Origin of the sequence: Pseudomonas sp. BN607, assembly GCF_029871175.1 — a bacterium.
Lineage (GTDB): Bacteria > Pseudomonadota > Gammaproteobacteria > Pseudomonadales > Pseudomonadaceae > Aquipseudomonas.
This window is the reverse complement of sequence record NZ_SSOE01000063.1, coordinates 1-26,861: the sequence shown is the minus strand read 5'-3', so window position 1 is coordinate 26,861 and position 26,861 is coordinate 1. Positions and strand designations below refer to the sequence as shown.

Below are 26,861 nucleotides of genomic sequence, written 5' to 3'. Positions count from 1 at the left end.
CCAAGGTGCCCGCACCGATGCGACGTCCGTCCCGCTCTGCCCTACTTGCCGCCCTGGCACTATTGGCCCTGGTAGTCGCTGGCAGTTGGTTCGCCCAGCGCCAGCCAGCCCCTGCCGCCCGCGCGCAAGCAGCCATCCCGGTGCGCGTGGTCAGCGTCGCGCAGCAGGACGTGCCGCGCTACGCCAGCGCCATCGGCTCGGTGCTGTCGCTGCACAGCGTAGACGTGCGCCCACAGGTCGAGGGGGTGCTGACCCAAGTGCTGGTCAAGGAGGGCCAGTGGGTCAAGCAAGGCGACCTGCTCGCGACCCTCGACGACCGCGCCATACGTGCCCAGCTCGACCAGGCGCGCGCCCAGCTCGGCCAGAGCCAGGCGCAGATCCAGGTAGCCGCCGTCGACCTCAAGCGCTACCGCCTGCTTAGCAGCGATGACGGCGTGTCCAAGCAGACACTCGGCCAGCAGCAGGCACTGGTCAACCAGCTGCAGGCCACGGTCAAAGGCAACCAGGCGGCCATCGCCAACGCCGAAGTGCAGCTGTCGTATACCCAGATCCGCTCACCGGTAACCGGCCGTGTAGGCATTCGCAATGTCGACCCAGGTAACCTGGTGCGCACCAGCGATACCCAAGGCCTGTTCAGCGTCACCCAGATCGACCCCATCGCCGTGGAGTTCGCCCTGCCGCAGCAGATGCTGCCGACCCTGCAAAGCCTGCTCCAGGCACCCGCCCCGGCACTGGTGCAGGCTTACATGGACGCCGACGGCGAACGCAGCCTGCTCGGCGAAGGTCACCTGGCCTTGATCGACAACCAGGTTTCCGCCACCACCGGCACCGTGCGGGTGAAAGCCGAGTTCGACAATAAAGCTGGCCGCCTGTGGCCAGGCCAGTTGGTCACCATACGCCTGCGTACCGCCGTGGATGAAAACGCCCTGGTAGTACCGCCGCCAGTGGTGCAACGCGGGGTCGACGGGTATTTCGTCTACCGCCTGGAGGGTGACAAGGTCACCAGCGTGCCGGTCAAGGTGCTGTACCAGGACAGCGGGCTGAACATCATTGCCGGGGTCAAGCCGGGCGAGCGCCTGGTGCTCGATGGCCAGTCGCGGCTCAAGCCGGGGGCACGGGTCGAGGTCACCCCTAACGCGCCCGCACCGTCGGAAATGGCCGACAGCCGGGGCCAGCCATGAACACGCGCAACGGTGTTTCGGCCTGGTGCATCGACCACCCCATAGCCACCTTGCTGCTGACCTTCGCCTTGGTGCTGCTGGGGGCCATCGCCTTCCCGCGCCTGCCGGTGGCGCCGCTGCCCGAGGCCGACTTCCCGACCATCCAGGTCACCGCCCAGTTGCCTGGCGCCAGTCCGGAAACCATGGCCTCGTCGGTGGCCACGCCCTTGGAAGTGCAGTTCAGTGCCATCCCCGGCATGACCCAGATGACCAGCAGCAGCGCGTTGGGCTCGACCACCCTGATTCTGCAGTTCACGCTGGACAAGAACATCGACACCGCCGCCCAGGAAGTGCAGGCGGCGATCAACACCGCCACTGCACGCCTGCCGCAAGACCTGCCCAACCCGCCGACCTGGCGCAAGGTCAACCCGGCCGACAGCCCGGTACTGGTAATGACGGTCAGTTCCGACCAGATGCCCGGCAACGACCTGAGCGACTACGCCGAAACCCTGCTGGCCCGGCAGCTGAGCCAAATCGAAGGGGTCGGCCTGATCAACATCACCGGGCAACTGCGCCCGGCCATTCGTGTGCAGGCGCAACCCGAGAAGCTGGCGGCCATCGGCCTGACCCTGGCCGACCTGCGCCAGGCCATCCAGCAGACCAGCCTGAACCTGGCCAAGGGCGCGCTGTACGGCGAGCACAGCGTGTCGACCATTGCCGCCAACGACCAGCTGTTCCACCCCGAGGACTACGCCCAACTGATCGTCTCGTACCGTGACGGCGCCCCCGTGCACCTGAAGGACGTGGCGAAGGTAATCAACGGTGCCGAAAATGCCTACGTCAAGGCTTGGTCCGGTGACAAGCCGGGGCTCAACCTGGTGATCTTCCGCCAGCCCGGCGCAAACATCGTCGACACCGTGGACCGCGTCATGGCCGCCCTGCCCAAGCTGCAGGAGATGCTGCCGGCTTCGGTCGAGGTGTCGGTGCTGCAGGACCGCACCCAGACCATCCGCGCCTCGCTGCACGAAGTGGAGCTGACCCTGATGATCGCCGTGGTCCTGGTGATCGGAGTGATGGCGCTGTTCCTGCGCCAGTGGTCAGCGACCCTGGTGGTGTCCAGCGTGCTTGGCGTGTCGCTGATTGCCAGCTGCGCGCTGATGTACATCCTCGGCTTCAGCCTGAACAACCTGACCCTGGTCGCTATCGTCATTTCAGTGGGTTTCGTGGTCGATGACGCCATCGTCGTGGTGGAGAACATCCATCGCCACCTAGAGGCCGGCGATGACAGCCGCACGGCAGCGCTAAAAGGCGCCGGGGAAATCGGCTTTACCGTCGTGTCGATCAGCTTCTCGCTGATAGCCGCGTTCATCCCGCTGCTGTTCATGGGTGGTGTGGTTGGCCGGCTGTTCAAGGAGTTCGCCCTTACTGCCACTTCCACCATCCTGATTTCGGTGGTGGTTTCGTTAACCCTGGCGCCTACCCTCTGCGCGCTGTTCATGCGCCGCCCGCCCGGCGAGCACCAGGGCGGTTTTGGCGAACGCCTGGTCAAATGGTACGAGAAGGGTCTTGACCACGCCCTTGCCCACCAGCGCCTGACCCTCGGTGTGTTCGGGGTAACCCTGGCGCTGGCCGTGGCCGGTTACGTGGCCATCCCCAAAGGCTTCTTCCCGTTGCAGGACACCGGTTTCATCCTCGGCACCAGCGAGGCGGCAGCGGATGTGTCGTACCCGTCGATGATCGAAAAACACCAGGCACTGGCGAAAATCATCGGTGCCGACCCGGCGGTGCGCGCGTTCTCCCACTCGGTGGGCGTTACCGGCAGCAACCAGACCATCGCCAACGGCCGCTTCTGGATCGCCCTGAAGCCACGTGGCGAACGGGATGTATCGGCCAGCGAACTGATCGACCGGCTGCGGCCCAAGCTGGCCCAGGTACCGGGCATTGTCCTGTACATGCGCGCCGGCCAGGACATCAACCTCAGTTCCGGCCCTTCGCGCACCCAGTACCAGTACGTGCTCAAGAGCAACGACGGCGAGGCACTGAACCTGTGGACCCAGCGCCTGACCGAGCGGCTGCGGGAAAACCCGGCGTTCCGCGACCTGTCCAATGACCTGCAACTGGGCGCCAGCGTTACCCGAATCGACATCGATCGCCAGGCTGCGGCCCGCTTCGGCCTGACCACCACCGACGTCGACCAGGCGCTGTACGACGCCTTCGGCCAGCGGCAGATCAGCGAATTCCAGACCGATACCAACCAGTACAAGGTCATTCTCGAACTGGATGCGCACCAGCGCGGCAAGGCCGAAAGCCTCAACTTCTTCTACCTGCGCTCGCCACTGACCAACGAAATGGTGCCGCTCTCGGCGTTGGCCCATGTGGCGCCGCCCAGCACCGGGCCATTGTCGATCAGCCACGACGGCCTATTCCCGGCGGCCAACCTGTCGTTCAACCTGGCACCCGGTGTGGCTTTGGGCGATGCGGTGAGCATCCTCGACCGCACCCAGCGCGAACTGGGGATGCCCGATTCCATCAGCGGCAACTTCCAGGGCGCGGCGCAGGCCTTCCAGAGCTCGCTGTCGAGCCAACCGTGGCTGATCCTGGCGGCGCTGGTGGCGGTGTATATCATTCTTGGCGTGCTGTACGAGAGCTTCGTACACCCGCTGACGATCATCTCCACCCTACCCTCGGCAGGCCTCGGTGCGCTGATTTTACTGTGGGCCATGGGCCAGGACTTCAGCATCATGGGGCTGATCGGCGTGGTGCTGCTGATCGGTATCGTCAAGAAGAACGGCATCCTGCTGATCGACTTCGCCCTCGAAGCGCAGCGCCAACAAGGCCTTACACCGGAACAGGCGATCCACCAGGCCTGCCTGACACGCTTCCGGCCGATCATCATGACAACCCTGGCCGCCCTGCTCGGCGCGGTGCCGCTGATGTTCGGTTTTGGCGCCGGCGCCGAACTGCGCCAGCCATTGGGCATTGCCGTGGTCGGCGGCCTGCTGGTCAGCCAGGCGCTGACGCTGTTCACCACCCCGGTCATATACTTGGCCCTGGAGCGCCTGTTCCACCGCCGCCAGGCTGCCCGCGAGGCAGCGCCAAGTGCCAGTTAGGACAAGACCATGCGTGTGCTGATCATCGAAGACGAAGAAAAAACCGCTGACTACCTGCATCGCGGCCTGACCGAGCAGGGTTTTAACGTCGACCTGGCGCGCGATGGCATCGACGGCCTGCACCTGGCCCTGGAGGGTGATTACGCGGTGATCGTACTGGACGTGATGCTACCGGGTCTGGACGGCTACGGCGTGCTGCGCGCCCTGCGTGCGCGCAAGCAGACCCCGGTCATCATGCTCACTGCCCGCGAACGGGTCGAAGACCGCATCCATGGTCTGCGCGAAGGTGCCGACGACTACCTGGGCAAGCCGTTCTCGTTCCTTGAACTGGTCGCCCGCCTGCAGGCCCTGACCCGCCGTAGCAGCAGCCATGAACCCCTGCAGGTACAGGTGGCCGACCTGTGGATCGACCTGATGGCGCGCAAGGCCACGCGTGCTGGCCAGCGCCTGGACCTGACTGCCAAGGAGTTCTCGCTGCTCAGCGTGCTGGCCCGCCGGCAGGGTGAAATCCTGTCGAAAACGGCGATTGCCGAGCTGGTCTGGGATATCAATTTCGACAGCGATGCCAACGTCGTCGAGGTGGCAATCAAGCGCCTTCGCGCCAAGCTTGACGGGCCGTTCGACAACAAGCTGCTGCACACCATCCGAGGCATGGGCTATGTCCTGGAAAACCGTGCGGGGTAACTCCATCGCGCTGCGCCTGTCGGCACTGTTCATCCTGGTGGCACTGGGCGTGTTCCTGCTGATCGGCTCGGCGTTGTATCGCCAGGTCGACCGCAGCCTGGACCTGCTGCCACAAGCGGAGCTGGATGCGCGTTTCAGCGTGCTTGAATCCACCCTCAACCGCTTCGGTACGCCGGAGCATTGGGCCAAGATCAACAACAAGCTCAACCTGCTCAGCGAAGAGGACAAGCGTATTCGCTTTTGGGTGGTCAGCAGCAACCCGGCCTATGAGTATGGCCACCCCAGCGAGCTGGTACGCGCCTTCGCCGAAGGCCCGCAGGGCATGCGCGACCTGCGCCTGCCCGAGCGGCCCTACCCGTACAAAGTGCTGGTGAGCGAGCTGCCGGCGCTGGGTGAACGGCCGGCGCTGCGCTTCATGATCGGTATCGATACCGAAACCTTCTGGCAGGCCCAGCACAGCCTGTTGGTAGCGATTATCGGCCTGGCGGTGTTTGGCATACTGCTGGCATCGGTCCTGGGCTACTGGGTGGCGCGCATTGGCCTGCGCCCCTTGCTGGCACTGTCCAGAGAAGCTCAGGCGCTGGCCCCCCCGCGCTTGAACGGGCGCCTGCAAACCCATGACCTGGCCCCGGAACTGGCGCAGTTCGCTGATGCCTTCAACGCCGCGCTCGACCGGGTCAGCCAGGCTTATTCGCGGCTGGAAGCGTTCAACGCCGACGTCGCCCACGAACTGCGCTCGCCGCTGACCAACCTCATCGGCCAGACCCAGGTGGCGTTGACCCGGGGGCGCAGTGCCGAGCATTACTTCGAGGTGCTGCAATCGAACCTGGAGGAACTGGAGCGCCTGCGCAGCATCATCAACGACATGCTGTTCCTGGCCAACGCCGACCAGGGCAGCAAGGCCACCGCCCTGACCCAGGCCTCGCTGGCCGAGGAAGTGGCGACCACCCTCGACTACCTGGACTACATCCTTGAGGACGCCCAGGTCAGCGTCAGCGTCAGCGGCGATGCCCAGGCGCCGATCGAGAAGGCGCAGTTGCGCCGGGCACTGATCAACCTGCTGAACAACGCCGTACAGCACACCGCACCGCACCAAGTGATCCAGGTGCAGATCGATGCCGGGCCCGAGCAGGTCAGCATCGCCGTGAGCAACCCTGGCCCGGCGATTGACGACGAGCACTTGCCATTGCTGTTCGAGCGTTTCTACCGGGTGGATGCAGCGCGCACCAACAGTGGTGGCGGTAACCATGGGTTAGGGCTGGCGATCGTCAAGGCGATTGCGCTGATGCATGGGGGGGAGGTGTTTGTGCGCAGTGGTGCGGGGTTGAATACCTTTGGCATGAGGCTGCCGCCCCATACCTGACAAGAGGTCGCGAGCCACAGGGGCTCTAGCATGCGGCTTTGCGCCGAAAGTCCTATTGCTTATGCAGGGATCGTTACCTTTTGCGCAACAGTGCTTATCGCACTTCGCTCTGTTTCAAGTGTATCGAAAGGACTAACTTTAGCTCGTCCTCATTAGCACTTGCACAGCAAGAAGGTAGTTTCAAATGTCCAACAGTATGGGTATTGCCAGCGTTTTCGTCCTGTCGTCCCTGTTGTTGTCGCCCTTGGCCATGGCCGAAGAATCCCCCGCTTTCGTCGCCCGTAATGCCGAGTTCAGCGCGGTCCATCAAGACGCCCGCGAGACCGTAGCCGCACAGCAGGCAGACGCCGCAAAAGACGCACCCCAGACAGCTTCCAAGGCTTCTGTCGATGCCAACGCCGACAGCTGATCAAGCGCTGTCGCTGCATCCGTTTTCCCTTGGCTACGCCATGGGCACCACCGGTGCCGATATGTTAGCCTTTTAAAGCCGCTGCCGATCAGCGGCTTTTTTTATGTGCTGTAACTCTCAGCCCGGCTGTAACGTTCACCTATAAAAAAGACGCACATTCAAAAATAACAACTGCCCCACCGTCAGACCAAAGGAGCTAGTACCGGTGCCTTCCGCGTTTCGTTTTACCCCGCTTTTCATTGCGTTGACTGCAACGATCCCTTACGCCGCCCAGGCAGATGAAGACAAGGCTGATGGCTTCATCGAAGGTTCGTCGTTCAACCTGCATTTCCGTAATGCCTACTTCAACCGCGACAACCACAACGCCGACGTGCGCGACACCCGCGAGTGGGGCCAGGGCGCGGTGGCGCGCTTCGAGTCGGGCTACACACCAGGTGTGGTCGGGTTCGGGCTGGACGCCCATGCCATGCTGGGCCTGAAGCTCGACGGCGGTGGCGGCCATGCCGGCACCAGCATCCTGCCCGAGCATATCAAGGACGATGGCGAGCTGGGCGCAGCCCCGCACGCGTTCTCCACTGCCGGTGCCGCGGTCAAGCTGAAAGCCTTCGACACCGAACTGAAAGCCGGCGACCTGTTCCTCACCAACCCGGTGATCGCCGGCGGTGAAACCCGCATGCTGCCGCAGACTTTCCGTGGTGTGAGCCTGACCAACACCAGCGTCGACGGCCTGCTGCTCGAAGGCGGCCAGGTGAGCTTCACCCACCCGTACAACCAAAGCGGCCACCGCCGCATCGACACCTACTATGGCTCGCTCGGCGAGCACGACAAGAGCAAACACCTGAACTGGGCCGGCGCGTCGTGGAGCGGTACCCCGAACATTACCGCCAACCTGTACGCCGCCGAGCTGAAGGACATCTGGAACCAGTACTACGCCGACTTCGACTACACCTACGTGGTCAACGACCTGGTCAGCCTGAACCCGGGCGTGCACTTCTACCATACCCAGGACACCGGCCAGGCCCTGCTGGGCAAGATCGACAACAACACCTACAGCGTGCACTTCACCGTCAACGCCGGTTACCACAGCGTTACTGCCGCCTACCAGCGGGTCAATGGCAACACGCCGTTCGACTACATCAACCTGGGCGACAGCGTGTACCTGGACAACTCGCGCATGTACTCGGACTTCAACGCCCCTAACGAGCGCTCGTGGAAGCTGCAGTACAACTATGACTTCGCGGGTGTCGGCGTGCCCGGCCTGACCAGCTCGCTGTCGTACTCGCGCGGTGAGGCGGACTTGACCAAGGCCACCCAGGACACCACCCACTACGACTACTACCGCGCCGACGGCAAGAACGCCACGCACTGGGAACGCGACCTGGACGTGAAATACGTATTCCAGGAAGGTGACCTGAAAGACCTGTCGGTGCTGGTGCGCTATGCCACCCACCGTGGCAGCCAGGGCTATGCCTCGATCGACAGCAACAGCGACAACGATGAACTGCGGGTGATCGTCGATTACCCACTGAACGTGTTCTGATCTTGCGCGGCAAGCATCACCTATAACCCTTTGGTAGCGGGTTCACCCACTACCAAAGGTGTACACGGCAAATCGAAAGTGCAGTAAATCGTGATTCCGTCGGACAAATCTTGTCCGACAATCTCTGCTTCCCTAGAATGTCGCCGCCGCGAATGGCCCTGTCCTTGCAGTAGCGAGCATGCCCACCCAATCCCCGCGTCTAGCACTCTACAGGTCGCACCCGGAGCTGATCCTCAACCTGAGCAGTTGCCTTGCCGTGCTCGCCATCGTGGGCATTGTCAGCTACCTGCTGGCCCGCGAGCGCGACAGCGTGGAGTTGTCGGCTGAGCGGGCGGCGAACAACATCGTGCAACTGATCGAAAGCGATATCCTGCGCAACGTCGAACTTTACGACCAGTCGTTGCAAGGCCTGATCTGGGCGGTCGGGCGCAAGGAGCTGCCGCAAATCCCGGGCCCGCTGCGCCAGCGCCTGCTGTTCAACGAGGCCTTCATCGACCGCAAGCGTGGTGACGTGCTGTGGCTGGACCAGCAAGGCAACGTGGTCGGTGATTCCGCCAGCAGCGTGCCGCGCCAGGCCAACTTCGGCGACACGGGGGTGTTCAAGGCGCATCAGCAAAACGCCAACCTCGGGCTGCTGGTAGGTCCGCCCTTCAAGGCCAAGCTCGGCGGCCTGGAATGGTGCATCAGTTTCAGCCGGCGCATTTCCGGCCCCCACGGCGAGTTCGACGGGCTGGCGGCAGGGGCGCTGCGCCTGTCGTATTTCAGTGAACTGTTCAAGCGCCTGGACATTGGCGACGACAGCAGCATCAACCTGTTCAATGCCGACGGCCAGTTGCTCGCCCGCCAGCCTTCCCACCCGCAAGACCTGATGATCGGCACCAACTACGCCGAACGGCCGAACTTCAAGCGCATCCTCAGTGAGCAGAGCGGCAGCTTCACCGCCCGTTCGGCTACCAGCGGCAAGCCGCGCATGTATACCTTCGCCCGGGTCGCGCAGCTACCGTTGATCGTGCTGGTGGTGCACTCGGCTGATGAGGTGTTCCAGTCCTGGCGCCGCACCGCCATTCTGGTCAGCGCGGCAACCGGGGTGCTGTGCGTGGGCATTCTCTGGCTGACCTTCCTGCTGGGTCGCGAATTACGCCGCCGCCACGACGCCGAACAGGGCCTGGCTACGCTGGCCGCCACCGACAGCCTGACGGGTCTGGCCAACCGCCGCCGGCTGGATCAGGTGCTGCGCCAGGAATGGGCCCGCGCCCAACGCAACCGCAAGCCGCTGGCACTGCTGATGGTGGACGTGGATCATTTCAAGGCATTCAACCAGCGACATGGTCATGCCGGTGGCGACCATGCCTTGCGCGAAGTGGCCAAGACCATTGAGGCGTGCATACGCCGGCCGGCCGACCTGGCTGCACGTTATGGGGGGGAAGAGTTCCAGGTGGTGCTGCCGGAGACCGACCTGGCTGGCGCCCAGCTGCTGGCTGAACGCATCAGGGCCAGTGTCGAGGCACTGGCACCGTTTGCCGACGATGCTCACTCAGTCACGGTGAGCATTGGCATCGGCCTGTCCGGCTCCCAGCACGACTTGAGCCGGGTGCTGGGCGCTGCGGACGAAGCCCTCTACCGGGCCAAGGCCAAAGGCCGTAACCGGGTAGAGGGGCCCGAGGCTTAAGAACGGGCGCGGGCGGCGTTACGCAGGGCCTTGACCTGGTCATGGTTGCGCTGCACACCTTGCAGCTGTTTTTCCACCAGGCTATAGGTCGTGTCGGTGGCAGTGCGGCCCAATTTGACCAACTTTTCGCGGGCTTCCTTGTAGGCCTTCAGGGCATGGTCCTCGCCACGCTCCACTTCGTTGAGCACCGCTTCTTCATCCTTGCCGGTGACCATCGACTTCAGGTTGACCCAACCGCGGTGCAGGTCGCCGCTGATGCTGGTGGAGGTTTCCGGGTCGCCGCCCAGGCGGCGCACTTCGCTCTGCAGTTCACCGGCAGCGTTGGCGCATTCGCCGGCACGCTGAACGAAGAACGCTTTCAGTTCTGGGTTCTTCACATCATCGGCCGAGGCCTTGAAACCTTTCTCGCCATCCTTGCTGTACTCGATCAGGTCGTTGAGCACGTCGATAACGTCTTTGTTGGGGTTGCTCATGGTACGAACTCCTTGGCAGGTGATAGTCACCTTTACTGGAGCAGCGTTCGTGCCAACCCTCATAATTCAATAAATTTCTTTCAAATCAATGATTTATAAAAATACGGAGGGAGCGTGGTAGCGGTGTTCTGCATGATTGCCGCTTGGGCCTTCGTGCAGATTGCAGTATGGTCGGCGCTTTTCCACAGCCAGGTGCAGTCTAGATGAAGCCGGAAACCCTCGAACTGCTGGTGACCCGGACCATGCCCTTTGGCAAGTACCAAGGGCGGGCCATTGCCGACCTGCCCGGGGACTACCTGGCCTGGTTCGCGCGCAAAGGCTTCCCGACCGGCGAGCTAGGTGGGTTGCTGGCGTTGATGCATGAGATCGACCATAACGGCCTGGGGGACCTGCTGGTGCCGTTGCGGCACAAACATGGGCGTTGACCTGTTCCGGCCCCTTGACGGGCACGCCCGCCAAGAGGCCATTGGCCCCGATGGGAGTCTTTACCCTTTCACCGGCGCCACCGCCAATTCCACCCGCTCGCTTTTCTTGATCAGCGCATACACCACTGCCGTCAGCAAGCTGCCCGCCACGATCGCCAGCAAATACAGCAACGCATGGTTGATTGCATTGGGGATCAGCAGCACGAACAACCCGCCATGCGGCGCCATCAGCTTGCAGCCGAAATACATCGACAATGCCCCCGTCAACGCACCGCCTGCCACACTGGCCGGGATGACCCGCAATGGGTCCTTGGCGGCAAATGGGATCGCACCTTCGGAAATGAAGCACAACCCCAACGCCAGTGCTGCCTTGCCCGCCTCGCGCTCGCTCTGGGCGAACTTGCGCCGGGCCATGAAAGTGGCGATACCCAAACCGATCGGCGGCACCATGCCGGCGGCCATGGTCGCCGCCATCGGTGCATAGCTCGATGAAGCCAGCAGCCCCACCGAGAAGGCATAGGCAGCTTTATTGATAGGCCCGCCAAGGTCGACACACATCATGCCGCCCAGCAACAGCCCCAGCAGGATGGCATTGGTGGTGCCCATGCTGTCGAGGAAATGGGTGAGGCCCTCGAGCATTGCCGCTACCGGTTGGCCAACCACGTAGATCATCACCAGGCCGGTGAACAGGCTGGCCAGCAGCGGAATGATCAGGATCGGCTTGAGCGCTTCCAGGCTGCTGGGCAACCGGGCCCAGCGGGCAATGGCCTTGGCGCTGTAACCGGCGAGAAACCCGGCGACGATGCCTCCGATGAAGCCTGCACCCAAGGTGCTCGCCAGCAAGCCGCCGATCATGCCGGGGGCCAACCCTGGGCGGTCGGCGATGGACCAGGCGATATACCCCGCCAGCAGCGGGACCATCAGTTTGAACGCGGCCTCGCCACCAATCTGCATCAGCGCCGCCGGCAACGTGCCCGGCTGTTTGTAGGCCTCGATACCGAACACGAACGACAAGGCGATGAGCAGGCCGCCAGCCACCACCATCGGCAGCATGAACGACACGCCGGTGAGCAGGTGCTTGTACACCCCGGTCTTCTCGCCCTTGGCCGCAGCCGTCACCGCTGCGGCGTCAGCGCTGCTTTCCACTTTGCCTTCCGCCAAGGCCTTGTCCAGGGTGGCCCGCGCCTGCTTCAGGGCGATGCCGGTGCCGCAGCGGTAGATGCGTTTGCCGGCAAAGCGCGCAGTGGGTACTTCGATGTCAGCAGCCAGCAGCACCACGTCGGCCTCTGCGATGGCTTCGGCAGACAAAGGGTTGCGCGCACCGACCGAGCCCTGGGTCTCGACAGTGAGCTTATAGCCCAATTGTTGTGCGGCTTGCTGCAGGGCCTCTGCAGCCATGAACGTATGGGCGACGCCGGTCGGGCAAGCAGTGACTGCAACGATGCGCGCGCCTGAACGGTCAGCAACCACAGGGCTACCCGGCACCTCCGCCAGCAAGCGGGCGTTGGCCGCGGCTTCATCGAGGAAGCCTTCGCGGTCAGCCAGGGCCTGCGACGGCGTGCTCTGGAACAGGCGCTTGCCCACAAAGCGGGCCAGGTCCACGGGGCCGGTGCTGACCACCAGCACCCAGTCGGCCTCGGCGATCTGCGCAGCGCTCAGCTGCCGCTCGGGGTGTTCGGCATCTTGCACCTCGACACTGGTGCTCCAGCCACGCCGCTGGGCAGCGGCAGACAGCAAGCGGGCACTCAGCACACTCGACACCTGGCCATTGGGGCAGGCGGTGACAATGGCAATGTTCATCGGCAACCCTCTTGTTGTTCTGTCAGTTGCACTGCGGCCTCCAGCAGTGCCAGCTGCTCGCGATCGCGAATGCCGAAGCCGACCTGGGTTACGGCCTGGGCTGCGATGGCAGTGGCACGGGTCAAGGTCTGCGCGGGCGCTTCGCCTAGCAACAAGCCGTGAACCATGCCAGCCACCAGCGAGTCCCCCGCCCCCACCGTGCTGGCGACCCGCACCTTGGGCGGGCAGGCATGCAAGGCCAGGTCATGGGTGAACCAGCTGACACCTTGCTCGCCCGCCGACACCACCACATGTTCGACGCCACTGGCCAGCAGGCGCTCGGCGGCAGCGCGCTGTTGCGCCGGGTTATCCACAGCCACCCCAAGCACCTCGCCCAGCTCTTCGGTATTGGGCTTGACCAGCCAGGGTGCGCTCTGCAGGCCGACACGCAGGGCGTCGCCGCTGCTGTCCAGGGCCACCTTGAGGCCTTGCGCCTTGAGTTGTTCGAGCAACTGGCGGAACCAGTCGGTATCGATCCCGCGCGGCAGGCTGCCAGCCACCACCACCGCGTCGTGGCCCGAGGCAAGCTGTTCCAGGCGGCGCAGCAAGGCAGTGCGTGCCGCCTCGTCCACTTCCGGGCCCTGGCCGTTGATGTCGGTGACGCGGCCATCCGCCTCGACCAGTTTGATGTTGCTGCGGGTTTCGCCCGGGACGCGCACAAAGCAGTCGGCAAAACCCCGCCAGCCGATCAGCGCCTCGAACGGCTGCAAGTTGTCTTGCCCGAGAAAACCGCCAACGGTCACGCTGTGCCCCAAGTCGGCCAGCACCTGGGCAACGTTCAGCCCCTTGCCGGCAGCATGGCTGTGCTGCGCCTGGCTGCGGTTGACCTGCCCCGGGCGCAGGGTGCCCAGGCCAACGGTGATATCCAGTGCCGGGTTCAATGTGAGGGTGAGGATCTTGGCCATTCAGTAACGCTCCACCAGCGCGCGAACCGCTGCGGCGCTGTCCTGTTGCAGTGCCTCGCGCGCCAGGGCGCGGGCTGTCTGGTGATCGGCCTGGCGGACCAGGGCCTTGACTTCGGCAATACTGCGCGCGGCGACGCTGAGCTCGTCCACGTCCAGCCCCAGCAGCACGGCGACCGCCTGCGGGTCGGCGGCCAGCTCACCGCACACACCTACCCATTTGCCGTGGGCGTGGGCGGCGCGTACGGTCATGTCGATCAGGCTTAGCACCGCTGGGTGCAGGCCGTCGGCCTGGGCCGAGAGGCTGGGGTGGCCACGGTCGATGGCCAAGGTGTATTGGGTCAGGTCGTTGGTGCCGATGCTGAAGAAGTCCACTTCGCGCGCCAGTTGCGGTGCCAGCAGGGCTGCCGAAGGCACTTCCACCATGATGCCCAGCTGCAGGTCGGCCACAGGGTGTTCTGCCCGCAGGCGCTCGACCATGGCCCGCGCCTCGCGCCACTCGTGTACCTGGCCGACCATCGGGAACATGATGCGCAGCGGGCGCTGGTCGGCTGCACGCAACAAGGCGCGCAACTGGTCTTCCATCACCTGCGGGCGCTGAAGGGTCAGGCGTACGCCACGCACGCCGAGAAACGGGTTTTCTTCGGCCGCGATCGGCCAGTAGGGCAGCGGTTTGTCACCGCCGACGTCCAGGGTGCGCACCACCAACGGGCGCCCGTCCAGGCCATCGAGGACACGGCGGTATTCGGCTTCCTGGGTGGCCACGTCCGGGGCTTGCGGGTGGGCCATGAAAATCAGCTCGGTGCGCAGCAGGCCCACGCCTTCGGCGCCCTGCTCCACCACCTTGGCGATGCCGCTGCTGTCGCCAATGTTGGCGAACACCTCGACAGCGTGCCCATCGCGGGTGACGGCGGGCTCGAAGCGGTTGGCCCAAGCGGCCTGCAGACGCTGCTCGCGCAGGTCGCGCTCGGCCAGCGCCCGTTGCAGTTCATCCGCTGGCGGGGCGACGCTGACCAGGCCGCGCTGGCCATCGAGCAGCAGCGCTGTGCCGCTTTCCAGCAACAGTACCGACGCACCTGCGCCGACCACTGCCGGGATGCCCAGGGCACGCGCGACAATGGCACTGTGGGCGGTGGCACCGCCCTGGGCGGTCACGATACCGGCGACCCGTTCGGGGTCCAGGCGGGCGACATCGGACGGGCCGACTTCGGTCATCACTAGCACGTAGGGTTGCTCGGGCTCGACCTGCGCCTGCACGCCACACAACTGCGCCAGCACGCGGCGGCCAATGTCACGCAGGTCGGCGGCGCGCTCGGCGAGCAAGGCATCGTGCAGCGATTCCTGCTGACGGGCGGCCGCTTCAATCACGGCCATCCATGCCGCCGCAGCACTTTCGCCCTGGGCCAGGCGCTGCTCGACATCGTCGCTCAGGGCAGGGTCGGCGAGCATTTCCTGGTGGGTGACGAAGATCTCCCCAATCGCCTTGTCGCTGCGCTGCACCAAGGCCTGCAGTTCGCCGTTCACGGTAGCCAGGGCTTCGCGCAGTTTCTGCCGCTCCTGCGCACACGATTCGCCGCGCAGGGGGTAGTCGAACGCCCGCTCCACGCACACATGCGCCGGGCCACAGGCAATGCCGGGGGCCGCACCCACGCCCTGAATGTGGCTGCCGGCAACGGGGGCCTGCAACACTTCAGGTACGAGATTGGCAACGGGCGCAACGCTCTGCGCCAGCGGCTCCACCTCCTCGCCCAATCCCTGTTCGATGGCGGCCAGCAGTACTGGCAAGGCGTCGGCGGCAATACCTGGCTCGGCCACCAGTTCCAGCGCCTGGCCGCGGCGGGCGCCAAGGCTCAGCAGCTTGCTCAGGCTCTTGACCGACACAGCCGGCTGCGCACTGTCGGCCAGTCGCACACGGATCTCACCTTCAAAGCCTTTGGCCAATTGCGCCAGCACCTTGGCCGGGCGGGCATGCAGGCCATGGGGGTTAGCCAACACGATACGCGCACTGGGCCAGTCGGCCGGCGCCTCGCCACCCAGCACTTCCAGCACAGCTCGGCTGCTGGTGGCCTGGTACAGCGTCTGCCCGCGGCCTTCGATCAGCACTTCGCACAGGCGCTCGAGCAAGGCCTGGTGCGCAGCGCCGAGGCTGGCCAGGCAGAACAGGCCGTTGAGCGGCTGGTCGCGGTAACGCAACGGCTGTTGCGGGGTGATGAAGGCCAAGCCCGGCTGGCGCACCTGGCGCTCGCTGTGCAGCCACCACAAGCCCTCGCCCAAGGGCAGAGGCTCGGCCTGTTGCAGCACTGCGGCAAAGCCACTGTCAACACAGTCGGCGCGCTGCAACAAGCGGGCACCGCGCCAGGCCAGCTCGTCAAAATCTTCGGCTGGCAGGTTCAGGCCGACCAGTTGTGCATCCAGCGCCAGCGCCTGGGGCGCCCCCTGCAACAGCTTGAGCAGCGCCTCGGCAGAACTGGCCCGGCGCAGCGCTTGCGCCAGATCGGTCTCGCCCAGGGCTCGGGTCAGCAGTTGCAGAAGGCGCAGGTGTTCGTCGGAACGGGCGGCGATACCAATGGCCAGGTACACCATCTGGCCATCGCCCCAGTCCACCCCCTCGGGGAACTGCAACAGGCGCACGCCGGTGGCATACACCAGGTCACGGGTTTGCGGCGTGCCGTGCGGGATGGCGATGCCCTGGCCAAGGAACGTTGAGCCTTGCGCTTCGCGGGCTTGTAGCCCCTGCAGGTAACCGTCGGCGACCAGGCCATCGGCAACCAGCCGCTCCGCCAGCAGGCGCAGTGCGCCGGCTTTGTCGGCGGCCACCTGGCCCATGGCTATCTGCTCCTTGGCGAGCTCGAGCATGACCTTCTCCTTTTGCAGTTCCCGTTCGGGTACTGGAGTATTGTTGTGAAATTCACATAAAGGGCCAGTAAACAGCCTTGCAGGGACGGCAGCCGAGGCAGAAAATTAGGCGGCTGAAACGTTTAATCTGACCAAGTGGCCACGTTACTCGATAATCTGCCGAGGAAAAAGCCCCATCCTGTCGGACAATTGCGACAATGGTCGTCTGCGCGTAATGGCTGATCCGGGTCAAACTACCCGGTCCGCTTTACTGCCAGCCCCGGTAATAACAAGGAAAATTCGGTGAAACTCAGCGATATCGCCCGTCTGGCCGGTGTGTCCGTGACCACTGCCAGCTACGTCATCAATGGCAAGGCTGAACAGCAGCGCATCAGCAACAGCACTGTCGAGCGGGTACGCGCGGTGGTCGAGGCCCATGGCTTCACCCCCAACCCGCAAGCTGCTGGCCTGCGCAGCCGGCATACCCGCACCCTGGGCTTCATTCTCCCGGATCTCGAGAACCCCAGCTACGCCCGCATTGCCAAGCAGCTGGAGCAAGGCGCCCGCGCCCGTGGCTACCAGCTGCTGATCGCCAGCAGTGACGACCAGCCAGACAGCGAACGCCAGTTGCAGCAACTGTTCCGTGCACGCCGCTGCGATGCACTGTTCGTTGCCAGCTGCCTGCCACCCGAGGATGACAGTTACCGCGAGCTGCAGGACAAAGGCCTGCCGGTGATCGCCATCGACCGCCGCCTGGACCCTGCACACTTCTGCTCGGTGATCAGCGATGACCGCGACGCCAGCCGCCAACTGGCCGCCAGCCTGCTCTGCGCCGCGCCACGCAGCATCGCCCTGATCGGCGCCCGTCCCGAGCTGTCGGTCAGCCAGGCGCGTGCCGGTGGTTTCGACGAAGCCCTGCAAGGCTATGCCGGCGAAGTCCGCCGCTACCAAGGCGAAGCGTTCAGCCGTGAATGTGGCCAGCGCCTGATGCAGCAACTTATCGACGATCTGGGCGGCTTGCCGGATGCCCTGGTGACCACCTCGTACGTGCTGCTGCAGGGGGTGTTCGATACCCTGCAGGCGCGCCCCGCCGACTCCCGCCAGCTACGATTGGGCACCTTCGGCGACAACCAGTTGCTCGATTTCCTGCCGCTGCCGGTCAATGCCATGGCCCAGCAGCATGGCCAGATCGCCGCCATCGCACTGGAGCTGGCGCTGGCCGCCATCGAGGAAAAACGCTACGAACCAGGCGTGCATGCCGTTGGCCGAACGTTCAAGCAACGCCTTCCAGCGGCCTGAACATGCGCCTGATCGACACCCACACCCACCTGGACTTCCCCGACTTCGACGCCGACCGCCCACGCCTACTGGCCAGCGCGGCGGCACGCGGGGTGGAGCGGATGGTGGTGTTGGGGGTGTACCAGACGAACTTCCAGCGGGTGTGGGAGCTGGCCTGTACCGAGCCGTGCCTGTTCGCCGCGCTGGGCCTGCACCCGGTCTACCTCGACCAGCATCGGCCCGAGCACCTGACGCAGCTGCGGGAGTGGTTGGAGCGCCTGCGCGCAGACCCGCGGCTATGCGCCGTGGGCGAGTTTGGCCTGGACTACTACCTCGATAACCTGGACAAGGTACGCCAGCAGGCGCTGTTCGAAGCACAACTGCAGATGGCCTGCGATTTCGAACTGCCGGCGCTGCTGCATGTGCGCCGCAGCCATGCCCAGGTGATCGCCACGCTGAAGCGCTACAAGCCGGTGCGGGCAGGCGTGATCCATGCGTTCGCCGGCAGTTATGAGGAGGCCCGCGAATACATCAAGCTGGGTTTTCGGCTCGGCCTGGGCGGTGCGGCGACCTGGCCGCAAGCGCTGCGGCTGCGCAAAACCCTGGCGCGGCTGCCGCTGGACAGCGTGGTGCTGGAGACAGATTCACCCGACATGGCGCCGGTAATGTACCCGGGCGTGAGGAACAGCCCCGAGCACCTGCCAGAGATTGCCGAAGCGCTGGCTCAAGTGATGGGGGTGGAGGTTGGCGCGCTGGCAGATGCCAGCAGTCGCAACGCCTGCGAGTTGTTTGGCTGGTAGCTGAAAGCGCTCCATCTTCATGGGCCTCTTCGCGGGCAACCCGCAAAGCGGCCCATGAGTTGCTTCAGACCAACACCGTCCACAGCGCAAACCCGGCATACCACAACACCGCACAGCGCAGCAGCAGCTCCCACAGGCTGTCCAGACGCCCCAACCCGCGCTGGCTGTCTTCTTCTTCGGGAATGTCATCGGCAATGCGCCCGACCCGGGCTACCAGGTGCGCAGCGCTGATATGCCAGTTGAGCACTTCGTGCAGCATCACCCGCGTCACCGCCAGGAAGTTGCCCACCAGGGCAAAGCTCAATGCCAGTGCCCGCACCGGGAGCCAGTCCATGACGTGCCGCAGCTGCTCGGCCCGCGCCTTCAGCGCCGGCTGCTTGCTATGTTCACCGCACAGTGCCAGCAGCCGATAGGCCAGTGCCGCCCCAGGGCCCAACACGAAATACCAGAAGATCACCGCAAAAAAGCCCTGGTACACCTGCCACAACAAGTTGCCCTGCACCCGCACCAGCAGGCTCTGCGGCTCATCGGCCGCCAGGCCCAAGTCACGCTCGGCCACATGCAGCGCCGCCTGGTCATCACCGCGCCGCCAGGCATCACGGAACGGGCCCAACGAGGCCTTGGCATCACCACGGCCGAGGCTGTAGACCAGCACCAGCAGGTGCACCGGCAGGGCCAGCAAGCCGTAGGCCACAGGCTCCAGTACATGCAGCAGCAACACCAGCAGGGCTACCGGGGCCAGCACCAGGATGGCCAGCGTCCACCAGGGGTGAACCTTGCCGCTGCGCTCCAGGCGCACCAGCTCGCCAAGGAAGAACCCGTCGCGCTGCACCTGATGACGCAAGGCCGAGAATTTCTCGACCCACAGCGCCAGCAACAACACCAGAAAACTCATGCCTTGTCCTCGTTGTGCTGCAGCGCCTGGCGGTAGCGCGGCCAGTCGAACGCCGGGCCGGGGTCGCTCTTGCGCTGCGGGGCAATGTCGCTATGGCCCTGGATGCGGCCCAGGTGGATGGCCGGCCAGGCGCTGCGGATGTGCCGGGTGAGTTGCTCCAGCACGGTGTACTGGGCATCGGTATAGGGCTGGTCGTCGGTGCCTTCCAGTTCGATGCCGATGGAAAAGTCGTTGCAGCCTTCACGCCCGTCGAAGCAAGACACACCCGCGTGCCAGGCGCGGTCGCGCAACGAGACGAACTGGGTCACTGCGCCGTCACGCTCGACAAACAGGTGCGCCGACACGGTCAAGTGGTTGATGCTGGCGAAGTACGGGTGTTCGTCGGGGTCCAGGCGGTTCTGGAAGAACTGCTGGACCTTGCCGGTACCGAAGCAGGCCGGCGGCAGGCTGATGTTGTGGATCACCAGCAGGGAAATCGATTCGCCTTCGGGGCGGGCATTGAAGTTTGGCGAAGGGCAGTGGGTGATTCCAGTTCCGTGGAACCAGCCAGTGGCACGGTCCAATTGCATGGGGCAGATCCTGAAAGCGCCGTGAACAGAGCCACAGTATGCCCTGCGGCCACGGCGCTGTGCATGTGAATGATTGTAATACGAGCAACCATGGCGGGATCGGTGTGCCCGCGAAACAGACCTCGCGGTCGTCGGCCCCGGCTGCGGCCACGGGATCGCCACCTGCGCGGGCCTACGCCATACAACCGCGGCTAGGTGCGCAAGCCGTCAAGCACCGCTTCCAGCGCCCGCTCGAACAGCAACCCGTCATCCAGTACGCGAACTTCGTTGCGTTGCAGGGCTTTGGCCAGGCTGGTACTGCTCCACTCGCGCACCTTCATGCCGGTGCGGTTGGCGAACACCAGCCGGTCGCTGGCGGCAATACGCGCTACCAACTTGCAACGCAACGGTTCGTCTTCATCGAATACCTCAACCCAGGTGCCGATACGCAGGCGCTGGGCCTGGCGCAGCGCTCCAGCCTGGCCGTCGTCGATCCGCAGCGGTGCGCAGGCAGGTTCTTCGGCGATGGCCAGCACGATTTCCTCGGCGACCAGCACGTCGATCGAGGGTTGGCTCTCGCCCCCCGGCTGCTGCGCGGCACCCGCGCAGGCACGCAGGTGCAATTGCTCCAGTTGCAGGAAAAACTCCCGGGTGGCTTGCGAGTCCAGCGCCACGCTGGCCAGGCCATCACGCAACGCCTTGAGCAAGCCGGGCACCTGCTGCAACAAGGCTTGCGGCTCATGGGTTGGGGTGATGCTGGCCAGTAGTGTGTCCATTGCCTGCAGAGCGTCCTGCCAGGCTTGCGAGGCTTCGCCCTGCTTGAGCCATGCCAGCAGCAGCACCTGGCTCCAGGCCTGTACCAGCATCTGCACCACCACCTGCGGCAACACCCTGCCGCGCAGGCGCTGGTTGAGTACTTGCTGAACCTGCTGCCGGGCTTGCAACGCCCGGGCACGGCCTTCTTCAGCATCGCGAGTGCGCTGCTCTAGCAACTCGTTGCGCCGCCGCTCGTCCTGGTTGAAGGCGAGGAAGTCCTCCAGCAGCTCGGTGAACAGGCTGGCATCCTCGGCAAAATCATTGAGCAGGCGCTGAACAATACGCTGTACCCGCAAATGCAGGCTGTCACGTAGGCCTTCGCCACCGCATTCCCAGCCAATCGCCGCACCGGCGATTTCGTTGAGCAGACGGCGCGCCGGGTGGCTGGACCGGCTGAACAGCCCCTTGTCCAGCAATGCCACCTTGAGCAGCGGGATATGCAGATGCGCAATCAACGCCCGCAGGCTGGCCGGCAGGTTGTCGTCGTTGTGGATGAAGGCGAACAGCAGGCCAACCAGGTTGATCATGTCTTCGTCGGCCACGGACAGGCGCCGGCGTGTACCGCTGCGCACGCTGACCCGCAACAGCAGTTGCTCCAGCTGCTGGCCGAGGTCGAAATCATCGGCTTCGTGGCTGGCAGGCGCATAACGCTGCAGATGCGACAGCAGCCTGAGCAGGTCTGCGCTACTGATCGGCTGCGCCGCAGCCACCGCCTGCAAGCGCGGGGCAAACTGCCCGCGCAGCGGGGCGAGCAGGGTTTGCAACGAGGCAAAGAACGCCTGCCCTGCCGCATCCGCGTCCACCTCCTGACCAAGCTGCACCGGCCCTCGTCGTGCAGGCATGCGCCGGTCTTCGGCACGCCTGCGCGGTGCCGGTTGCAGCTCTGGCAGAACACCGGCAGCAGCCAGCAACTGGTTGGCTTCGCCGTAGATCACATCGGCATCGCGTAGCACATAGCGCTCGAACAGCTTCAGCAGCACCAGCTTGACCCGCAGGCCAACCCCCAGGCTGCGCCCGGCGTCGAGGAAGTACTCGCATAACGCGGCAGGCCCCACCGGGTTGTGTTGCTCGAACACAGGGCGGTCGAGCAACACCTGCAAGCGCAGACCCAGTTGCTGCAAGGCAATGCCATCGCGTGACAGCACCCGCGCCACCATGCCTTCGACAGCGGCGGCCCGCTCTATCTGGCCCTTGTTGCGCGAGCTCACAGGCTCGACCAGAGGCGCCAGCAGGTCGGCCTGGCCGATGCGGGCAAAGGTGTCGTAGAAGGTATCCAGAAAGCCACGCTCGATGCTTTTACGCTTCAGGCGCAGGTCGCGCATGGCTTCGAAGTACAAGTTCTGGTCACCGCGGTCGAAGGCCTTGTCGGCCATTTCGAAGAGGGTGTCGTCGGCGTTATCGAACAAGTCCTGCAAACCCTGGCGCAACTGCAGGGCGGCCTTGTCGCGCACTTGCAGCAGCAACACCGGAAGGCAAGGCAGGGGCGCACGCCCGCCTCGGTCGATGGCCGCCACCAAGGGCACCACCTTGCCTTCTTTATGCATCCTGGACTCCTTGCAGGGTGTCTCGCCCGGAGGGGCTTAAGATCGTCAAAGCTATGACGCCAAATACTGGTCGCTATTATCGGGAAAAAATCGCACAGCTGCCAGCGCCGTTTCACTGGCTGGTTAAAGACCGTGATTTCCCCCGGTTGCTCGCAGGGCCCGACCAAAGGTCATCGCCAAGGCGGCTGTACACACCAGCCCCCTGCCCTATAATCGCGGGCATCTAGCTTGTGGAGCCGACCATGCCGAACCTACGCCTTGCCGACCTGACCGCTGAAATTGAAGCCAACGTGCGCCGCGCGCTGTTGGAAGACATCGGCAGTGGCGATATCACCGCGCAGTTGATCCCGGCCGAGCGCCTGGCCAAGGCGACCATCATCACCCGCGAAGACTGCGTAGTCGCCGGCACCGCATGGGTGGATGCCGTATTCCGCCAGCTCGATCCGCGGGTGGCAGTGCACTGGCAAGTGGCTGACGGCGAACGGGCCACAGCCAATCAGCCGCTGTTCCACCTCGAAGGCCCGGCCCGTTCGCTGCTCAGTGGTGAACGCAGCGCGCTGAACTTCCTGCAGATGCTGTCGGGGGTCGCCACCCGTGCACGCTTCCTCGCCGACCTTGTGGAAGGCACCCAGGTACGCTTGCTGGACACCCGCAAGACCTTGCCAGGCCTGCGCCTGGCGCAAAAATACGCGGTCACCTGTGGCGGCTGTGACAACCACCGCATTGGCCTGTACGACGCCTTCCTGATCAAGGAAAACCACATTGCAGCCAGCGGGGGAGTGGCCGAGGCGGTGGCCGCGGCGCACCGGATCGCCCCGGGCAAGCCTGTGGAAATCGAGGTAGAGAGCCTGGACGAGCTGCGCGAAGCACTGGCCGCTGGCGCGGACATCATCATGCTTGATGAGCTGAGCCTGGATGAAATGCGCGAAGCGGTGCGCATCACTGCCGGCAAGGCCAAGCTGGAGGCCAGTGGCGGGGTCAACGAGACCACCTTGCGGGTAATTGCCGAGACAGGTGTGGACTACATCTCGATCGGGGCGATGACCAAGGATGTGAAGGCGGTCGATTTGTCGATGCGCTTGAGCCTGTAAGCTGATTGCGGGTAACAAAAAACCGGCTTCAGAGCCGGTTTTTTGTTGGGGGCGCTCTGCGCCCCGCTGGATCAGAACGAGGCGTTGGCCAGCCCGTCCAGGTAGCGCTCAACGTCCAGTGCCGCCATGCAGCCGGCACCGGCCGAGGTAATGGCCTGGCGATAAACGTGGTCGGCCACGTCGCCGGCAGCGAAAACACCCTCGACGTTGGTGGCGGTGGCATTGCCTTCGCGGCCACCGTTCACCACCAGGTAACCGTCCTTCAGGGTCAGCTGGCCTTCGAACAGCGAAGTGTTCGGGGTGTGGCCAATGGCGATGAACACGCCGTCGACCTTGATTTCGTCGCTGCTGCCGTCGTTGTTCTTCAGGCGCGCACCGGTTACGCCCATGTTGTCACCCAGCACTTCGTCCAGGGTGGCGTTGAGCTTGAGCTCGATCTTGCCTTCGGCCACACGGGCGTTCAGCTTGTCGACCAGGATCTTCTCGGCGCGGAAGGTCTCGCGGCGGTGTACCAGGGTCACCTTGCTGGCGATGTTGGCCAGGTACAGTGCTTCTTCTACGGCAGTGTTGCCACCACCCACCACAGCGACCGGCTTGTTGCGGTAGAAGAAACCGTCGCAGGTGGCGCAGGCCGAAACACCCTTGCCCATGAAGGTTTCTTCCGACGGCAGGCCCAGGTAGCGAGCGCTGGCGCCAGTGGCGATGATAAGCGCGTCGCAGGTGTACTTGCCGCTGTCACCCTGCAGGGTGAACGGCTTGTTGGCCAGGTCGACGGCATTGATGTGGTCGAAGACGATTTCGGTTTCAAAGCGCTCGGCATGCTCTTGCATGCGCTGCATCAGCGCCGGGCCGGTCAGGCCGTGGGGGTCGCCCGGCCAGTTGTCGACTTCGGTAGTGGTGGTCAGCTGGCCGCCGGCCTGCATGCCGGTGATCAGCAGCGGCTTGAGGTTGGCACGTGCGGCATACACCGCGGCGCTGTAACCGGCAGGGCCGGAACCAAGAATGATGACGCGCGAATGACGTACTTCGGACATGTCGAACTCCTGTCGAGCGGGCCGGTATCCGATACCGGCGGCGCCAGCTGGAAAATTAAAAAGGACCCACGCAGCACTTGGGGAAGGCTACAACGCGCAGGCCCGGAAAGCGGAAAGTTGAGCGCACTGTAGCGAGGTCGCAAAGATTAAGGAAATATCCTTAGACAATCCACCTCATAGGCATCGTCTATGCTGCGATTTCATCGATAGCCAAGCCGCTGGCGCTTTTGTTACAGGCCGTTTCCCACCCGCTACCCGCCTTTCGTCGGCGCGGCAAACTCGGTAAGGTCAGCGCGTTTTCCTTCTCTGCGGAGTGTCTCGATGCAAGCCCCTGTCCTCTCTGGCCCCCAATACCTGCGCGAAGGCCTGAAACTGGTGCTGAGCCCCAACCTGCGGTTGTTCGTGCTGCTGCCGCTGGCGGTGAACCTGCTGCTGTTCGGTGGCCTGGTCTACTTCGCCGGCCACGAGTTCGCCGTGTGGCTGGATGCCCTGATGCCAACATTGCCAGACTGGTTGAGCTTCCTCAGCTACATACTCTGGCCACTGTTCGTCGCCCTTCTGGTGCTGATGGTGTTCTTTACGTTCACCCTGGTGGCCAACATCATTGCCGCGCCGTTCAACGGGTTCCTGGCGGAAAAGGTGGAGGTGGTGGTCCGTGGCGAAGACAACTTCCCCGCCTTCAGCTGGGGCGAGCTTGTGGCCATGGTGCCACGTACCTTCAGCCGCGAAATGCGCAAGCTGGGCTACTTCCTGCCACGCGCCATCGGCCTGTTCATCCTGTCGCTGATCCCGGTGGTCAACGTGGTGGCAGCGCCGCTGTGGCTGATCTTCGGCGTGTGGATGATGGCCATCCAGTACATCGACTACCCCGCGGACAACAACAAGATGAGCTGGCAGGACATGCTGGCCTGGCTGCGCCAGAAGCGCTGGCAATCGCTGGGCTTTGGCGGCATTACCTACCTGGCGTTGCTTATCCCGGGGGTGAACGTGCTGATGATGCCGGCGGCAGTGGCCGGGGCTACGTTGTTCTGGGTGCGGGAACGTAACTGATCTCTCGCGGCACGTTGCACATCCCGCTTGCCACGACCGGTCACTATGGGAGCGGCTTTAGCCGCGAACACCGGCGGAGCCGGTGCCATGCACCGTGTTGGATCCTTCGCGGGACAAGCCCGCTCCCACAGGTACCCCCGCAGGCTTGAGGCTGGTGCAGTACCTGTGGAAACAACTGGCTTGCTCAATTTCCAGAAGCTAGCGCGATCCCCTGTGGGAGATTCTATGGTTTTCAGCAAGCCAATTTCCGGCTTTTGGTGACGTATTCGCCCTGATCTCGCATCAGGGCGAATGCGACGCGAGCGAGCTTGCGAGCCAAGATCACTAGTGCCTGGGTCGTTGCTTTACCGTTGCTCCGATACTGCTCATACACGTCCTTCCAGGTAGTTGACCTACTGGCCGACATCGCTGCGTTATGCAACAAACGACGAATCTCCGAACAGCCTCGCTTTGTAAGGCGGCGGCGTCCATTCTTTTGCCCGGAGTCATTCACTCGCAGGTCCATCCCCAAGAAGGCGATGTAAGCGTCACTGCTTTTGAATTCGCCTCTGATAAACGCCATTACCAGTGCTGACGCTGTGAGAAAACCAATACCTTCCACGGCCTGGCAGCGAATAACCTGTTCAAGCAGCCCTGCCTCTCGCAATACTTCTTTGATCTTCTTTTGTATCAGCAAGTCCAGCCGTTCTATCGACTTGACGAAGGTTTCGAAGGCTGCTTTCAACAGGCCCTCGTTAGCCCAGCTCTGCGTCATTGCAGTACGGGCCGATACCAGCGCAGCCCTGCGCCGCAGAAGGCTCTGCAGCTTGCCGTAGACGGCGGGAGGCGGGGTCCAAGGGCGAAGATCCTCACCCTCGTTTTTCAGAAAACGGGACAGCAACCGCGCATCGGACGGGTCAGTTTTGACTCGGCCGCCAACACTCTTGCGATAGTTACTCAGTTGAAATCCATCAATGACATAAACATCAAAGCCCATGCCGTGGGCTAGCTCGACCAGATCCAAGTGATAGATGTTGGTCGCTTCAACGGCGATAGCCGTGTTCAGTGGCTGCTGCTTGAGCCACTTATTGATTTCAGATTTGGAGTTTTTCAGCTTGATGATCTCATCACGCTCCTCGTGATGGATCACCAATTCAGCTTTTGCAACGTCCGCTCCAATGATCGACTTCACTACCTGCATTGCCATCGGCGGCTCTCCACGTTATGGTTTTTCGGCTTGAAGGGCTTTCACCAAGAGGCGCTGGCTTGCTTCTATCGTCGCTTGCAAACGATGCATTCTTTATCGGCGCTTTGGTGGAAGGGGTGGGGCGATGTCTCCCACGGTCTGTACTGCTCGTAACAGTCAGAATCGGGCATTTAGTCCCACCACCCCTTCAAGTCTAACCATACAAGCGGG

General features: G+C 63.8%; 21 protein-coding genes. 12 read left to right on the top strand and 9 right to left on the bottom strand.

The genetic code is table 11. The features are described 5' to 3' along the window. Positions 1–17: 17 nt before the first annotated feature. The 7 genes from E8E68_RS20035 to E8E68_RS20005 all read left to right on the top strand — a co-directional run bounded on the left by E8E68_RS20035 (position 18) and on the right by E8E68_RS20005 (position 9,935). Entirely contained in the window at positions 18–1,181 is a 1,164-nt protein-coding gene (locus E8E68_RS20035) for an efflux RND transporter periplasmic adaptor subunit (protein ID WP_280344089.1), read from the top strand. Beyond that, positions 1,178–4,270 (top strand): multidrug efflux RND transporter permease subunit, encoded by a 3,093-nt coding sequence (locus E8E68_RS20030; protein WP_280344086.1) that lies wholly within the window; start codon positions 1,178–1,180, stop codon positions 4,268–4,270. The genes E8E68_RS20035 and E8E68_RS20030 overlap by 4 nt, the downstream gene beginning before the upstream one ends. Before the next feature lie 9 nt (positions 4,271–4,279). Beyond that, on the top strand, positions 4,280–4,954 hold the full coding sequence (locus tag E8E68_RS20025) for a heavy metal response regulator transcription factor (RefSeq protein ID WP_110745539.1): 675 nt from the start codon (positions 4,280–4,282) through the stop codon (positions 4,952–4,954). Beyond that, a complete protein-coding gene (locus E8E68_RS20020) occupies positions 4,929–6,317 on the top strand; it encodes a heavy metal sensor histidine kinase (protein WP_280344082.1) in 1,389 nt (462 codons plus the stop codon). Before E8E68_RS20025 ends, E8E68_RS20020 begins: the two co-directional genes overlap by 26 nt. A gap of 184 nt (positions 6,318–6,501) precedes the next feature. Continuing rightward, on the top strand, positions 6,502–6,726 hold the full coding sequence (locus E8E68_RS20015; protein WP_266028554.1) for a hypothetical protein: 225 nt from the start codon (positions 6,502–6,504) through the stop codon (positions 6,724–6,726). A 205-nt stretch (positions 6,727–6,931) separates the two neighbouring features. Further along, complete coding sequence (locus E8E68_RS20010) at positions 6,932–8,266, top strand: OprD family porin (protein ID WP_266028555.1); 1,335 nt, start codon at positions 6,932–6,934, stop codon at positions 8,264–8,266. 178 nt (positions 8,267–8,444) lie between these two features. After that, entirely contained in the window at positions 8,445–9,935 is a 1,491-nt protein-coding gene (locus tag E8E68_RS20005; protein ID WP_280344078.1) for a sensor domain-containing diguanylate cyclase, read from the top strand. On the opposite strand, the gene E8E68_RS20000 is transcribed toward E8E68_RS20005, so the two are convergent. After that, positions 9,932–10,408 carry a PA2169 family four-helix-bundle protein gene (locus E8E68_RS20000; RefSeq protein WP_266028558.1) on the bottom strand — a complete coding sequence of 159 codons (477 nt, stop codon included), beginning with the start codon at positions 10,406–10,408 and terminating at the stop codon, positions 9,932–9,934. The genes E8E68_RS20005 and E8E68_RS20000 overlap by 4 nt on opposite strands. Before the next feature lie 203 nt (positions 10,409–10,611). Between E8E68_RS20000 and E8E68_RS19995 the strand changes: the two genes are divergently transcribed. Beyond that, a complete protein-coding gene (locus E8E68_RS19995) occupies positions 10,612–10,833 on the top strand; it encodes a DUF3820 family protein (RefSeq protein ID WP_110745533.1) in 222 nt (73 codons plus the stop codon). 60 nt (positions 10,834–10,893) lie between these two features. Here the strand turns inward: E8E68_RS19995 and E8E68_RS19990 are convergent, their stop codons facing one another. Genes E8E68_RS19990 through ptsP form a run of 3 tightly spaced genes read right to left on the bottom strand, consistent with a single transcriptional unit; the run spans position 10,894 to position 16,430 of the window. Further along, complete coding sequence (locus tag E8E68_RS19990; RefSeq protein WP_266028560.1) at positions 10,894–12,633, bottom strand: PTS fructose-like transporter subunit IIB; 1,740 nt, start codon at positions 12,631–12,633, stop codon at positions 10,894–10,896. Further along, a complete protein-coding gene (pfkB, locus tag E8E68_RS19985) occupies positions 12,630–13,577 on the bottom strand; it encodes a 1-phosphofructokinase (protein ID WP_266028561.1) in 948 nt (315 codons plus the stop codon). The genes E8E68_RS19990 and pfkB overlap by 4 nt, the downstream gene beginning before the upstream one ends. Continuing rightward, positions 13,578–16,430, bottom strand: coding sequence for a phosphoenolpyruvate--protein phosphotransferase (gene ptsP, locus E8E68_RS19980; protein WP_280344072.1), 2,853 nt, complete (start codon positions 16,428–16,430; stop codon positions 13,578–13,580). 282 nt (positions 16,431–16,712) lie between these two features. Here ptsP and cra point away from each other — a divergent pair, with 282 nt between their 5' ends. Both cra and E8E68_RS19970 read left to right on the top strand, forming a co-directional pair. Then, positions 16,713–17,708 carry a catabolite repressor/activator gene (cra, locus tag E8E68_RS19975; protein WP_280344069.1) on the top strand — a complete coding sequence of 332 codons (996 nt, stop codon included), beginning with the start codon at positions 16,713–16,715 and terminating at the stop codon, positions 17,706–17,708. 2 nt (positions 17,709–17,710) lie between these two features. Beyond that, complete coding sequence (locus E8E68_RS19970) at positions 17,711–18,487, top strand: TatD family hydrolase (protein ID WP_280344066.1); 777 nt, start codon at positions 17,711–17,713, stop codon at positions 18,485–18,487. Between the two features lie 64 nt (positions 18,488–18,551). On the opposite strand, the gene ampE is transcribed toward E8E68_RS19970, so the two are convergent. The 3 genes from ampE to E8E68_RS19955 form a co-directional block, all read right to left on the bottom strand. Then, positions 18,552–19,382 (bottom strand): regulatory signaling modulator protein AmpE, encoded by an 831-nt coding sequence (ampE, locus tag E8E68_RS19965; RefSeq protein ID WP_266028567.1) that lies wholly within the window; start codon positions 19,380–19,382, stop codon positions 18,552–18,554. Continuing rightward, complete coding sequence (gene ampD / locus E8E68_RS19960; RefSeq protein ID WP_280344061.1) at positions 19,379–19,951, bottom strand: 1,6-anhydro-N-acetylmuramyl-L-alanine amidase AmpD; 573 nt, start codon at positions 19,949–19,951, stop codon at positions 19,379–19,381. Before ampD ends, ampE begins: the two co-directional genes overlap by 4 nt. Positions 19,952–20,142: 191 nt before the next feature. Then, a complete protein-coding gene (locus E8E68_RS19955) occupies positions 20,143–22,290 on the bottom strand; it encodes a DUF1631 domain-containing protein (RefSeq protein WP_280344058.1) in 2,148 nt (715 codons plus the stop codon). A 242-nt stretch (positions 22,291–22,532) separates the two neighbouring features. Here E8E68_RS19955 and nadC point away from each other — a divergent pair, with 242 nt between their 5' ends. Then, on the top strand, positions 22,533–23,381 hold the full coding sequence (gene nadC / locus E8E68_RS19950; RefSeq protein ID WP_110745524.1) for a carboxylating nicotinate-nucleotide diphosphorylase: 849 nt from the start codon (positions 22,533–22,535) through the stop codon (positions 23,379–23,381). A gap of 71 nt (positions 23,382–23,452) precedes the next feature. Here nadC and trxB read toward each other — a convergent pair whose 3' ends face one another. After that, positions 23,453–24,415 (bottom strand): thioredoxin-disulfide reductase, encoded by a 963-nt coding sequence (gene trxB / locus E8E68_RS19945; protein WP_003247318.1) that lies wholly within the window; start codon positions 24,413–24,415, stop codon positions 23,453–23,455. A 321-nt stretch (positions 24,416–24,736) separates the two neighbouring features. Here trxB and cysZ point away from each other — a divergent pair, with 321 nt between their 5' ends. Next, a complete protein-coding gene (gene cysZ / locus E8E68_RS19940; RefSeq protein WP_110745523.1) occupies positions 24,737–25,465 on the top strand; it encodes a sulfate transporter CysZ in 729 nt (242 codons plus the stop codon). Between the two features lie 232 nt (positions 25,466–25,697). Here the strand turns inward: cysZ and E8E68_RS19935 are convergent, their stop codons facing one another. Then, complete coding sequence (locus tag E8E68_RS19935; RefSeq protein WP_280340090.1) at positions 25,698–26,651, bottom strand: IS110 family transposase; 954 nt, start codon at positions 26,649–26,651, stop codon at positions 25,698–25,700. Between the last annotated feature and the right edge of the window lie 210 nt (positions 26,652–26,861).

What these genes read in the sequence shown, in the direction of transcription:
- E8E68_RS20000 (WP_266028558.1), bottom strand. Translation starts at nt 10,408, where the DNA reads ATGAGCAACCCCAACAAAGACGTTATCGACGTGCTCAACGACCTGATC.
- nadC (WP_110745524.1), top strand. Translation starts at nt 22,533, where the DNA reads ATGCCGAACCTACGCCTTGCCGACCTGACCGCTGAAATTGAAGCCAAC.
- ptsP (WP_280344072.1), bottom strand. Translation starts at nt 16,430, where the DNA reads ATGCTCGAGCTCGCCAAGGAGCAGATAGCCATGGGCCAGGTGGCCGCC.
- E8E68_RS20025 (WP_110745539.1), top strand. Translation starts at nt 4,280, where the DNA reads ATGCGTGTGCTGATCATCGAAGACGAAGAAAAAACCGCTGACTACCTG.
- E8E68_RS19970 (WP_280344066.1), top strand. Translation starts at nt 17,711, where the DNA reads ATGCGCCTGATCGACACCCACACCCACCTGGACTTCCCCGACTTCGAC.
- cysZ (WP_110745523.1), top strand. Translation starts at nt 24,737, where the DNA reads ATGCAAGCCCCTGTCCTCTCTGGCCCCCAATACCTGCGCGAAGGCCTG.
- E8E68_RS20005 (WP_280344078.1), top strand. Translation starts at nt 8,445, where the DNA reads ATGCCCACCCAATCCCCGCGTCTAGCACTCTACAGGTCGCACCCGGAG.
- trxB (WP_003247318.1), bottom strand. Translation starts at nt 24,415, where the DNA reads ATGTCCGAAGTACGTCATTCGCGCGTCATCATTCTTGGTTCCGGCCCT.
- ampD (WP_280344061.1), bottom strand. Translation starts at nt 19,951, where the DNA reads ATGCAATTGGACCGTGCCACTGGCTGGTTCCACGGAACTGGAATCACC.
- E8E68_RS20035 (WP_280344089.1), top strand. Translation starts at nt 18, where the DNA reads ATGCGACGTCCGTCCCGCTCTGCCCTACTTGCCGCCCTGGCACTATTG.
- E8E68_RS20030 (WP_280344086.1), top strand. Translation starts at nt 1,178, where the DNA reads ATGAACACGCGCAACGGTGTTTCGGCCTGGTGCATCGACCACCCCATA.
- E8E68_RS19955 (WP_280344058.1), bottom strand. Translation starts at nt 22,290, where the DNA reads ATGCATAAAGAAGGCAAGGTGGTGCCCTTGGTGGCGGCCATCGACCGA.
- E8E68_RS20020 (WP_280344082.1), top strand. Translation starts at nt 4,929, where the DNA reads ATGTCCTGGAAAACCGTGCGGGGTAACTCCATCGCGCTGCGCCTGTCG.
- pfkB (WP_266028561.1), bottom strand. Translation starts at nt 13,577, where the DNA reads ATGGCCAAGATCCTCACCCTCACATTGAACCCGGCACTGGATATCACC.
- ampE (WP_266028567.1), bottom strand. Translation starts at nt 19,382, where the DNA reads ATGAGTTTTCTGGTGTTGTTGCTGGCGCTGTGGGTCGAGAAATTCTCG.
- E8E68_RS20015 (WP_266028554.1), top strand. Translation starts at nt 6,502, where the DNA reads ATGTCCAACAGTATGGGTATTGCCAGCGTTTTCGTCCTGTCGTCCCTG.
- E8E68_RS19990 (WP_266028560.1), bottom strand. Translation starts at nt 12,633, where the DNA reads ATGAACATTGCCATTGTCACCGCCTGCCCCAATGGCCAGGTGTCGAGT.
- E8E68_RS19935 (WP_280340090.1), bottom strand. Translation starts at nt 26,651, where the DNA reads ATGGCAATGCAGGTAGTGAAGTCGATCATTGGAGCGGACGTTGCAAAA.
- E8E68_RS19995 (WP_110745533.1), top strand. Translation starts at nt 10,612, where the DNA reads ATGAAGCCGGAAACCCTCGAACTGCTGGTGACCCGGACCATGCCCTTT.